At 57.1% G+C, this 11971-nt stretch carries 9 protein-coding genes and 1 pseudogene; 3 read left to right on the forward strand and 7 right to left on the reverse strand.

All coding sequences use genetic code 11. From position 1 onward, the window contains the following. Positions 1–188: 188 nt before the first annotated feature. Both dld and F0320_RS14520 read left to right on the forward strand, forming a co-directional pair. Entirely contained in the window at positions 189–1937 is a 1749-nt protein-coding gene (dld, locus tag F0320_RS14515) for a D-lactate dehydrogenase (RefSeq protein WP_126330766.1), read from the forward strand. A gap of 112 nt (positions 1938–2049) precedes the next feature. Continuing rightward, the gene (locus F0320_RS14520) at positions 2050–2604 is read left to right on the forward strand and encodes a GNAT family N-acetyltransferase (RefSeq protein WP_126330768.1); all 555 of its coding nucleotides are present in this window, start codon (positions 2050–2052) and stop codon (positions 2602–2604) included. A gap of 93 nt (positions 2605–2697) precedes the next feature. Here the strand turns inward: F0320_RS14520 and pbpG are convergent, their stop codons facing one another. Both pbpG and F0320_RS14530 read right to left on the reverse strand, forming a co-directional pair. Then, a complete protein-coding gene (gene pbpG / locus F0320_RS14525; RefSeq protein ID WP_126330770.1) occupies positions 2698–3621 on the reverse strand; it encodes a D-alanyl-D-alanine endopeptidase in 924 nt (307 codons plus the stop codon). A 167-nt stretch (positions 3622–3788) separates the two neighbouring features. Then, a complete protein-coding gene (locus tag F0320_RS14530; protein WP_033146018.1) occupies positions 3789–4376 on the reverse strand; it encodes a Yip1 family protein in 588 nt (195 codons plus the stop codon). 157 nt (positions 4377–4533) lie between these two features. Here F0320_RS14530 and F0320_RS14535 point away from each other — a divergent pair, with 157 nt between their 5' ends. Next, positions 4534–5106 (forward strand): DedA family protein, encoded by a 573-nt coding sequence (locus tag F0320_RS14535; RefSeq protein WP_126330772.1) that lies wholly within the window; start codon positions 4534–4536, stop codon positions 5104–5106. A gap of 60 nt (positions 5107–5166) precedes the next feature. Here F0320_RS14535 and F0320_RS14540 read toward each other — a convergent pair whose 3' ends face one another. The 5 genes and pseudogenes from F0320_RS14540 to licT all read right to left on the reverse strand — a co-directional run bounded on the left by F0320_RS14540 (position 5167) and on the right by licT (position 11957). Continuing rightward, the gene (locus F0320_RS14540; RefSeq protein ID WP_081957720.1) at positions 5167–5931 is read right to left on the reverse strand and encodes an SDR family oxidoreductase; all 765 of its coding nucleotides are present in this window, start codon (positions 5929–5931) and stop codon (positions 5167–5169) included. A gap of 50 nt (positions 5932–5981) precedes the next feature. Beyond that, positions 5982–7400, reverse strand: a complete 1419-nt coding sequence (mdtQ, locus tag F0320_RS14545; protein WP_126330774.1) for a multidrug resistance outer membrane protein MdtQ — start codon at positions 7398–7400, stop codon at positions 5982–5984. Between the two features lie 326 nt (positions 7401–7726). Then, entirely contained in the window at positions 7727–9121 is a 1395-nt protein-coding gene (locus F0320_RS14550; protein WP_126330776.1) for a glycoside hydrolase family 1 protein, read from the reverse strand. A 12-nt stretch (positions 9122–9133) separates the two neighbouring features. Continuing rightward, a pseudogene (bglF, locus tag F0320_RS14555) lies at positions 9134–11100 on the reverse strand (PTS beta-glucoside transporter subunit IIABC). Positions 11101–11123: 23 nt separating this feature from the next. Next, positions 11124–11957, reverse strand: a complete 834-nt coding sequence (licT, locus tag F0320_RS14560; RefSeq protein WP_023616723.1) for a BglG family transcription antiterminator LicT — start codon at positions 11955–11957, stop codon at positions 11124–11126. Positions 11958–11971 lie beyond the last annotated feature (14 nt).

The raw sequence follows: 11971 nt of genomic DNA on the forward strand, positions 1-11971 counted from the left end.
TCGTTTTACTCTCTCATCAATAACCGCCGGACGATCTCGGCCATACCGTGCGAAAAGCGCAGTGTGCCACAAACCCTCTGAACGTTGCAGGGTTATTCTCTGATTTTTCTCGTGAATACTCGACCGCTTAACAGTTAATCGCGCTATGCTTTACAGCGAGAAATTTGCCCCACCACAAGGAGTGGAAGATGTCTTCTGTTCGAACAAACGATAACACGGCTTTTATTAACGAACTGTCGCGCCTGGTTGGCTCCTCTCACCTGCTTACCGACCCGGCCAAAACCGCCCGCTACCGCAAAGGTTTCCGCTCCGGTCAGGGCGAGGCGCTGGCGGTGGTCTTCCCCGGCACGCTGCTTGAGCTGTGGCGCGTGCTGAGCGCCTGCGTCGCCGCCGACAAGATTATTTTAATGCAGGCGGCCAACACCGGCCTGACCGAAGGCTCCACGCCAAACGGCAACGATTACGATCGCGACATCGTGATTATCAGCACCCTGCGCCTCGACAAGCTGCACCTGCTGGACAAAGGCGAGCAGGTGCTCGCGTTCCCCGGCACGACGCTCTATTCCCTCGAAAAAGCGCTTAAGCCGCTGGGCCGTGAGCCGCACTCGGTGATTGGCTCCTCCTGCATTGGCGCCTCGGTGGTTGGCGGAATTTGCAACAACTCCGGCGGCTCGCTGGTGCAGCGCGGCCCGGCCTACACCGAGATGTCGCTGTTTGCCCGTATTGACGAAAACGGCAAGCTGACGCTGGTGAACCACCTGGGTATCGATCTCGGCGTAACGCCGGAACAGATCCTCAGCAAGCTCGACGACGATCGCGTGAAGGACGAAGACGTGCAGCACGACGGTCGTCATGCGCACGATCACGACTACGTGACCCGCGTGCGGGATATCGACGCCGACACCCCGGCGCGCTACAACGCCGACCCGGACCGCCTGTTTGAATCCTCGGGCTGCGCCGGGAAGCTGGCCGTTTTTGCCGTGCGTCTGGATACCTTCCCGGCAGAGAAAAAGCAGCAGGTGTTTTACATTGGTACCAATCAGCCTGAGGTTCTGACCGAAATTCGTCGTCATATTCTGGGCGAATTTACCCATCTGCCGGTGGCGGGCGAGTACATGCACCGGGACATTTACGACATCGCCGAGCGCTACGGCAAAGATACGTTCCTGATGATCGACAAGCTCGGCACCGACAAAATGCCGTTCTTCTTCACCATGAAGGGACGCACCGACGCGATGCTGGAGAAAGTGTCGCTGTTCAAACCCCACTTCACCGACCGCTTTATGCAGAAGCTGGGCAACGTTTTCCCGTCGCATCTGCCGGAGCGAATGAAAACCTGGCGCGATAAGTACGAACATCACCTGCTGCTGAAAATGGCCGGGGACGGAATTGCCGAAGCGCAGACCTGGCTGACCGAGTTCTTCAAAACCGCCGAAGGGGATTTCTTTGCCTGTACGCCTGAAGAGGGCAGCAAAGCGTTCCTGCACCGTTTTGCCGCTGCGGGCGCCGCCATTCGTTACCAGGCGGTGCATTCCGAAGAGGTGGAAGATATTCTGGCGCTCGATATCGCCCTGCGCCGTAACGACACCGAGTGGTTTGAGCACCTCCCGCCGGAAATCGACGGCAAGCTGGTGCATAAGCTCTATTACGGCCACTTTATGTGTTATGTCTTCCATCAGGATTACATCGTCAAAAAAGGGGTCGATGCACACGAACTGAAGGAGCAGATGCTCGCCCTTCTGCGTGAACGCGGCGCACAATATCCTGCGGAACATAACGTTGGACATCTTTATAAAGCCCCTGACGCACTTAAGCAGTTTTATCGCGAGAATGACCCTACAAACAGCATGAATCCCGGCATTGGTAAAACAACGCGGAAGAAATACTGGAAAGAAGAGGCAGACGCGGAGCAGCGCATAACGCAAGCGTCTGATTAATTCCTACAGCCAAATTTGAGAGATTGTTTAGCGCGCCTTAATCGTAATAGAGTATCTTTCTGATGCCGGAGAAACGTTTCTCCGGCTTTCTATAACGAGGAGCGGGCACATCATGTCGGCTATTGATGTTTTATCCGAGACCGAACTGGAAGTGCGCGATGCCCTTCCCGATGATGTGCATGCCATCGCCGCGATCTATGCCTGGCATGTGCTGCACGGGCGCGCGTCATTTGAAGAAGTCCCCCCCACCATCGACGAAATGCGTCAGCGTATGAAAAGCGTGGCTGAGAGCGGTTTACCGTGGCTTATCGCGCTGTATCGCGGCATCGTGGTGGGCTACTGCTACGCCACGCCTTACCGCCCGCGACACGCCTACCGCTATACCCTGGAAGAGTCGATTTACGTGGATGCCAGCATCACCGGGCGCGGTTTTGGTTCGGCACTGATGGATGCGCTAATTGAACGATGCGAGCAAGGGCCGTGGCGGCAGATGATTGCCGTGGTGGGAGATGGCAACAATAATGCAGGCTCATTGCGGCTGCATAAAAAGCATGGCTTCGTGATTGTCGGTCAGCTGCGTAGCGTGGGCTATAAGAAAGGCGACTGGCGGGATACGGTGATTATGCAGCGCTCGCTCAACGACGGGGACTGGACGCTGCCGGAATAAACGCAAAACGGTAACTGGGTTACCGTTTTTTGTGTTTTCTCCCTCTCCCTGTGGGAGAGGGTCGGGGTGAGGGCATCAGCGCGCACAAACGACTCAATCGTTCTGCGCCGTCGCCATCTGTTCCGCTTTCTGCTTTTTATACGTCAATGCTGCGGCCGGAACGGGCTGGACTTTCCCGGTTTCAATCCAGGTACGCAGGCGGCTCGCGTCCGCGAAGTGGGTATATTTGCCGAAGGCATCCATCACCACCAGCGCCACTGGCTTACCGTTAAACACGGTGCGCATCACCAGACAGTGTCCTGCCGCGTTGGTAAAGCCGGTTTTCGTTAGCTGAATGTTCCAGTTATCGCGGTATACCAGATGGTTAGTGTTGCGGAACGGCAGCGTATAGGACGGGTTAGAGAACGTCGCCATATCCTCACGCGTGGTGCTGAGCTGACCAATCAGCGGATACTGTTTGCTGGCAATCAGCAGTTTCGTCAGATCGCGGGCCGTGGAGACGTTGTTGATCGACAGACCCGTCGGTTCAACGTAGTGCGTATTGGTCATCCCCAGCGCTTTGGCTTTCGCGTTCATCGCGCGGATAAAGGCGTCATAGCCGCCCGGATAGTGGTGCGCCAGGCTCGCCGCCGCGCGGTTTTCAGACGACATCAGCGCCAGCAGCAGCATATTCTTACGGCTGATCTCACTGTTCAGGCGCACGCGGGAGTAGATACCCTTCATCTCCGGCGTGTGGCTGATATCCACTTTCAATTTTTCGTCCAGCGGCAGATGGGCATCAAGCACCACCATCGCGGTCATTAATTTGGTAATTGAGGCGATCGGGCGCACCAGGTCCGGATGGCTGGCGTAGATCACCTTATTGGTGTTGAGATCGACAATCATCGCGCTGCCGGACGCAATTTGCGGCTGAGCAGCAGCGGCGGTCACCGCGGGCGTTTTAGCGACGGCCGGCACGGCAGCGGACGCGCCCAGCAACAGCGCCAGGCTAAGTAAAGAGACTCGGAATTTCAGCATGGTGAGACTTCTGATAATTATTCACGCACGTCATGACGTACACCGCCTGTATCAACGGATAAACACAGGCTGGCTTCGGCATCATAGCGGTCACCGGGCGTTGTCGCCAGCGGATAATCGTGAACAGATGCTGCATTGCTGGCATTTACGCCAGCAATGCAGTGAACTCAGAAGAGACGGTATCCGTAACCCCAAAGAATAACCGTCAGCGCCAGTAGCGCCTCCAGCACCAGCACCCCAATGGCGAGCGTTGAACTGGAAAAACTCAGGCCTTCTTCTTTATTGATATTCAGGAAGGTTGGAACCCCCAGATACAGCAGATACCCGGTGTAAAAGAGGGCAATAGTACCGATCAGCGCGCAGAGCCAGACCAGTGGATAGAGCGCAACAATACCGCTTAAGAACAGCGGGGTCGCGACATATCCGGCAAAGACCATACAGTGCGCCAGCGATGGACGTTGCGGGTAGTTACGCGCCATCCAGTGAATGACACGCCCCATTATCGCCACACCCGCCAGCATCAGGCCATAAAAAACGATGGCCAGATAGAGCCCGGTAAACCAGGAAAGCTGAACCACGGTGCCATCACCGAAGTTCCAGCCGATTTGTGTTGTTCCGATAAAAGCGCATATTACCGGCACCGCCGCCATCAGCAGCACGTGGTGCGTGTAATGATGCGAGACCGTTTCGTTCTCACTTTTAATGACATGCATCTCACGATCGGGATGGGAGAAAAGTCCCCAGACATGGTTCATAGCGCCCCCTTGTTGTCGGCCCGTCAGCGATACCTTAAGTATAATGCAGGCTTTAGATTATTTTATGTACAGTGGGAAATTTCCGTTGATTTCCCCGCTGTTGATTCATGGGGTATATGATTAAACGAGGTACGCTGAGGGAGATAACATTTACGTAATGGATATTAACGCACTCATTGAACAATATGGATATGCCGCGCTGGTCGTCGGTAGCGTGGCGGAAGGTGAAACCATCACGCTGTTAGGCGGCGTCGCCGCGCATCAGGGCTTACTGAAATTCCCGCTGGTCGTCGCCGCGGTCGCGCTCGGCGGAATGATTGGCGATCAGCTGCTCTACTTTCTCGGGCTGCGCTTCGGGCCCACGCTGCTTAAGCGTTTCGCAAAGCATCAGAAGAAAATCCGCCGCGCTCAACGGCTCATTCAACGTCATCCCTATCTGTTCGTCATCGGCACGCGCTTTATGTATGGCTTTCGCATTATCGGGCCGATACTGATTGGCGCCAGCCATCTGCCGCCAAAAATTTTCCTGCCGCTCAATGTTCTTGGTGCGATAGCCTGGGCGCTGATCTTTACGACGCTCGGCTACGTCGGGGGCGAAGTGATTGGCCCGTGGCTGCATAATCTCGACCAGCACCTGAAACACTGGGCGTGGTTGATTCTGGTGGTGGTGGCGGTGATTGGGGTCAGGCTGTGGCTGAAGCACCGGGATAAGACGCGGGATGAGGAGTAGCCGGGCGCGGCCTGATGCCCGCACCCTAACCCTCTCCCACAGGGAGAGGGAGAAAGTAACCTACCCCTCCGGCTTAAACTGCGGGTTCGCCAGCATAAAGCCCCCGTCGACAATAAACGATTGCCCCGTCGTGTAGCTGGCGTCGCTGTCGCACAGCCACGCCACCAGGCTGGCAATCTCTTTGGTGTGGCCCGGCCGCGCCAGCGGGATCTCAGGCATTGAGCCTTCCTTCACTTCGCTGTCGTCCATGTCGTTCATCGGTGTGGCAATGGCGCCCGGCGCGACGGCGTTCACCAGAATGTTGTGCTTAACCAGTTCCATCGCCATGGATTTGGTTAACCCGCCGAGCGCGTGTTTTGCCGCCGTGTAGGCGCTGGCCTCCGGCAGCGGCGTGTGCTCATGCACCGAGGTAATGTTCACAATCCGCCCACCTTTCCCCTGCTTCACCATCTGCCGGGCGGCAATTTGTGAGCAGAGAAACGCGCCGTCCACGTCGACGGTGAAAATGTTCCGCCAGTCGTCAAACGGCATCTCAAGGAACGGCGCTTTGGTCATCGCTCCGGCATTGTTAACCAGCACGTCCAGCCGACCAAAACGCGCAATCAGCGTTTCAATAGCCTTTGCGCCTTCCGGCAGCGTGCTTAAATCAAGATGGATAGCCTCTGCGCGCTGCCCCTGCGCCTCAACTTCGCGGCAGGTTTCCAGCGCCCCTTTTTCATCCGAGTGCCAGGTGACGCCAATATCAAAACCGCGCTCTGCGAGCATCAGCGCCGTGGTTTTACCAATCCCGGAATCCGATGCGGTCACTATCGCTACTCTGGTCATACTCACCTCCTGAAAAACTGCAAAGAGGTAAGTATAGATAATGACCATTTTTAGCCATGATGATAGCCGCCGCCCAGCGCCGACGTGAGCTGCAGCGTGGCGTCGATATACTGGCCTTTCAGCAACAGTCCGGCGAGGTCTTCCCTGAGGGCCGGTATTCTGGCTTCACTGACCCGCGAGCCCGCAACGATCCCCGCGCTGAAACGCGCCTGCGCCAGCGCCACAACTCGCGCCGCATCTTTCTCGACCTGCTGCTGATGGCGGTTCTTCGCCGTCAGGGTTTCGACTTCACTGGCCGTGCGCGCCACCTGATTGACCGCTTCGACCACCGCTTTGTTGTAGTTCGCGACCGAGAGATTGTTCTGCGCCTGGGCGATATCCAGGCTGGCGTTCAGCCTGCCGCTGTCGAAAATCGGCAGCGTAAGCCCGGCTGTCACGCCCATCTGCTGCGCTGAAGCGCGAAACAGATCGCTCAGATGGAGGGCATCCTGCTGTAAGAACGCCATCAGGTTCACGTCAGGATAGAAAGCCGCTCTGGCGGCCTCCACCTCGCTCATGGAGGCTTCGATATACCAGTGCGCCTCCTGAAGATCCGGACGGCGTGCCAACAGTTCATAACCGAGCGTCGGCGGTAACGAGGCCTCTACCGTCGGCAGCGCATGCCGCGTAAGCGTCACGGAGGAAGAATTCGTCAGCGCGACCAGACGCGCCTCAACGGCTTTCATCTTCCCGTTGACTTCTGCCAGCTGTTCTTCGGTTTTGTTGGCGTTGATATCGGTTTCCACCCCTTCCACGGAGGAGGTGATCCCGTGCTGATACAGCTCGCGGTCGGCGCCGATAATATTGTCCTGCTCATGTTTGATCTGCGCGAGAACCTCCCCCACGGCGGCCTGAGTTTGCCACTCCCAGTAGAGCCGCGCCACGCTGCTGGCCAGTAGCTGGCGGGTTTGCTCCAGTTCCGCTTTTTGCGCATTCACTTTGCCAATCCGGGCCTCGACCCGGGCGCGATTTTTTCCCCACAGATCGAGCTCCCAGCCAGCGGTCAGGCCGAAGGTGCCGTTGGTGTACCACGGCCCGGTGGTGCCTGCAGCCGGGTCGGTAAGGGCAAAAGGCCCCATCAGCCCTTCGGCGGACATTTTCTGGCGTTCCGCATCGGCGGAAAAATCAATCTGCGGACCGTCAGCGGCCATTGCGGCTTTGGCCTGGGCTTCGGCAAGCGTTATGCGCTGGCGGGCAATCTGCATATCCGGCGCATCGCTCAACGATTTTGCAATCAGCCCGTTAAGCTGGGGATCGTTATACGCTTTCCACCACTCATTCTTCGGCCAGTCCTGATGATTCAGAACCGTATTCACCGACGCCGCAGCGGTTTGCGTTTTAAGGGGAGATACCGTGGCATGTTCAGGCGCACAGGCTGCCAGAATAAAAGCGAAGGGAGCACTCAGAGATAAAATAAGAGAACGTTTCATGACGCCATACACTCAAAAAATAAAGGCGCACGTTACGCTCGATGTCGCTCATTTTTTTAGTAACGCGTGGCAATCCGCAAATTGTCATACATTTTAATACCCGGAAATTTATTCCCGAAGAGAATGATTAAATTCAATGCATTCACGCCAAATATAAATACGCTGCTACACTTATTCAGGACATACATGAGCGGGAGAAAGGAATGAAAATATTACTGTGGGTTATTTTAATTATATTTCTGATAGGGCTCTTAGTGGTTACCGGCGTATTCAAGATGATTTTCTGATTCATTTGCCCGGCTCTGAGCCGGGCAACGGCTTTAATATCAGTCTTTCAGCGAAGCGCCTTTTGTGGCAATAACCTCTTTATACCAGTAGAAACTTTTCTTACGGCTGCGCGCCAGCGTGCCGTTACCGCTGTCATCGCGATCGACGTAAATAAAGCCGTAGCGCTTGGAGAGTTCAGCTTTAGACGCGCTCACCAGGTCGATTGGCCCCCAGCTGGTATACCCCATCACCTCAACGCCGTCGTCAATGGCTTCACGCACCTGCACCAGGTGGTCGTTAAGGTAGCTGATGCGATAGTCATCCTGCACCACGCCGTTCGCATCCGGTTTATCCTTCGCTCCGAGGCCATTTTCCACAATAAACAATGGCTTCTGATAGCGATCCCAGAGGACGTTCAACAGGGTACGCAGGCCGATGGGGTCAATCTGCCAGCCCCATTCGGAACTGGCCAGATGCGGGTTTGGCACCATGCTCAGGATGTTGCCGCGCGCCTGCTGGTTGAGGGCCTCATCCGCGGTGACGCAGCCCGTCATGTAGTAGCTGAAGGAGATAAAATCAACGGTCGATTTCAGCGCCTCGCGGTCGTCATCCGTTACCTCAAGCTGAATACCGCTGTCGCGGAAGAAGCGCTGCATATAGCCCGGATAGGCGCCACGGCACTGCACGTCGCCAAAGAATTGCCACGCGCGGTTTTCCTGCAGCGTCTCCAGAACATCTTCCGGCTTGCAGGTCAGCGGGTACATCAGGCCGCCCAGCAGCATGTTGCCGATTCTGGCACCCGGGATAATCTCGTGGCAGGCCTTCACGGCCAGCGCGCTGGCCACCAGCTGATGATGGATCGCCTGGTACACCTCCCCTTTGCTGCTGGTTTCCGGCAGGCCCACGCCGGTCATCGGCGCGTGCAGGGACATGTTGATCTCGTTGAAGGTCAGCCAGAGCTTCACCTTCTCCTTGTAGCGCGCAAACACGGTACGGGCGTAGCGCTCGAAGAACCCAATGGTCTGGCGGCTGCCCCACCCGCCGTACTGCTTCACCAGCCCCCACGGCATTTCGTAATGCGACAGCGTCACCAGCGGGGTGATATTGTGCGCGGCCAGCTCGTCAAACAGCCGGTCGTAAAACGCCAGCCCCGCTTCGTTAGGCTGCTGCTCGTCGCCGTTCGGAAAAATGCGGGTCCAGGCAATGGAGACGCGCAGGCAGCTAAAGCCCATCTCAGCGAACAGTTTGATGTCTTCCGGGTAGCGGTGATAGAAGTCGATAGCGACGTCCTTGATGCCGCTGTCGCCCGCCACGCGCTCAACCACCGGGCCGAAGACGCCCTGCGGCTGAACGTCTGAGGTGGACAGCCCTTTCCCCTCCTCCAGATACGCGCCTTCTACCTGATTCGCGGCAACCGCGCCGCCCCATAAAAAATCGTCCGGGAAAGTTTTCATCACGTTCTCCTGTTATTGATGACTTACGCTGAGTAACGGCGCACCGGCATTGACGGACGTTGCCGCCACGGTCACCACGTCACGATACTCATCGCTGTTACTGATAATGATCGGCGTCGCCAGGTCATATCCGGCATCGATAATCGCCTGACGATCAAACTCCAGCAGCAGGTCGCCCGGCTGCACCCTGTCGCCCACCTTCACGTGGGCGGTAAACGGTTTTCCGTCGAGCTTCACGGTGTCGATCCCCACGTGAATCAACACTTCAATCCCGCTGTTGCTGAGCAGGCCGATGGCGTGTTTGGTCTGAAACAGCGAGGCCACCACGCCGGCAAACGGGGCCACCACTTTGTTATCGGAGGGAATAATCGCGGCACCGCTGCCCAGCAGGCCGCTGGCAAAGGTGGTATCCGACACCTGGTCGAGCGCCAGAACGGTGCCGGTCATCGGTGCCAGCACATCGTTTTCACCCGCTGGCGCAACCGCCTCGGGCGCTGAGCGTCCCGGCATGCCCGCCACCAGCGTCAGGCTGCAGCTCAGCACCAGCGCTACCCCGGTGCCGATCACGCCGCCCCACAGCGTGGCGTTTACCCCACCCGGCGGAATCATCTGGGCGATGGTAAAGATATTGGCGAAGCCGAAGGAGTAAACGTGGGTGTCGCTGAAGCCGACAATCGCCCCGCCGATTGCCCCCGCCACGCAGCCAAAAATAAACGGGCGGCGCAGCGGCAGGTTTACGCCATAAACGGCCGGTTCGGTAATACCAAATATCCCAGCCGTCACCGATGAACCCGCCAGCATCTTCTGACGGGCATCGCGGGTGCGCAGGAAGATCCCCAGCGCCGCCCCTACCTGACCAAACACCGCAGGCAACAGCATCGGCAGCATGGAGTCATGCCCCAGCACCGCCAGGTTGTTAATCATCAGCGGCACCAGCCCCCAGTGCAGGCCAAAAATAACGCAGACCTGCCACAGCGCACCCATCGCCGCGCCCGCCAGCCACGGTGCCAGAACGTAGATGCTCTGATAGCCGTTCGCCAGCATCTGGCTCAGCCAGGTCGCCAGCGGCCCGATCGCGAGGAAAGTCAGTGGCACGGTTAATCCTAAGCAGATCAGCGGCGCGAAGAAGTTTTTCATCGAGGACGGCAGCAGCCTGGTGCTCTGTTTTTCCAGCCAGCAGCTGACCCACGAGGCGAGAATAATCGGGATCACCGACGAGCTGTAGTTAAACCAGGTGACGGGAACGCCCAAAAAGGCGTCCGATACCGCGCCCGGCTGCTGGCTGGCGTTAAACGCCGCAATCATCATCGGATGGGTGAGCGCCCCGCCGATCACCATGGTAATAAACGGGTTGCCGCCGAATTTTTTCCCGGCGGTATAGCCCAGCACCAGCGGGAAGAAGAAGAACAGCGCGTCGCTGGCGGCGAACCAGATTTTATAGGTACCGCTTTCGGTGGTGAGCCAGCCGCACACAACGGCCAGCGCCAGCAGCCCTTTCAGAATACCGGACGCGGCCAGAATGCCGATAAACGGGGTGAAGATCCCGGAGACGATGTCAATCAGGCGGCCCAGCAGATTCCCTTTTTCGCCCTTCTCTTCCACGACGGGAGCGTCATCGGTAAGGCCTGCCTCATTGCGCACCGCCTGCCAGACGTCGTGGACGTGGTTGCCAATCACTACCTGAAACTGGCCGCCGCTTTCGACCACCATGATGACGCCCGGGTTTTTCTTCAGCCCTTCCGCATCCGCCCGTTGATTCTCTTTCAGTTTGAAGCGAAGCCGGGTCGCGCAGTGTACAAGACTGACGATGTTCTCTTTTCCGCCAACGTGGCCGAGAATATCCTTCGCTAAAGCCTGGTATTCCATCTCGATTTCCTTACATCCGATGCCCGCAGGCACCTGTTGACTGAGTACAAAAAATAAAAAAACCCGAGAACGACCTTCTGACGAAGGCCGCGCTCAGGTTTTGCCTGCGTGATGCAGTAACAATCCTGTTTGAGGCTTAACGCCCCTCTTTTCTCACCCGCTCGATATGAATGGCGAGGAACATAATTTCTTCGGTTGTCAGCTCACGCTGATAGCTTTTGTTCAGGTGCTGGGCGATTTTCTCGGCGCATTTCCACGCTTTCGCATAGTTGTCTTTTACTGCCGTATGCAGCGAGACATCGTCATCTTCCACCACGGTGCGGGTGAGCATCCGCTGGGCAAAAAACTTCAGGTGGGTGACAAAACGCTGATAGCTGAGCGACTCTTCATCGTACTCAAGCTGCAGCTGATACTTCACCAGCTGCAGGATCTCCTGCATCACCCTCGTCACGTGCATCACTTCCGGCATTTCGCTGTTCAGCTGCGCGGTGACCAGATGCAGCGCGATAAACCCGGCCTCATCCTCCTCCAGCTCGACGTTAAGTCGTCTGGCTATAATGGCCCTCGCCTCCTGCCCTAGTTCGAACTCCTTCGGATACAGCCGTTTAATATCCCACAGCAGCACGTTTTTGATGGCCAGCCCGTTCTTCTGCCGCTCAATCGCAAAGTAGCAGTGATCGGTGAGGGTGATATACAAACTCTCCTGCAGCTTGCCCAGCCGCTGCGCCGCCAGCCCGATGATGCGGTCGCAGGTGGTCATCACCTCCAGCGGAATTTGACTCAGCAACTCCCCGAGTCGACGCACCAGTTCATCGCTTTGCAGCGCAAACACCTTTTCAACCAACGCGGTATCCAGCGCTTCGCCGACGCGCTTCTGAAAGGCCAGCCCACGGCCCATCACCACCTGTTCGCGCCCGCGCTCATCCTGAACAACCACCACGTTATTATTGAGTATCTTGGCGATTTTCATCTGAACCCCAGAAA

Source organism: Enterobacter dykesii (genome assembly GCF_008364625.2).
Taxonomy (GTDB): Bacteria; Pseudomonadota; Gammaproteobacteria; order Enterobacterales; family Enterobacteriaceae; genus Enterobacter; species Enterobacter dykesii.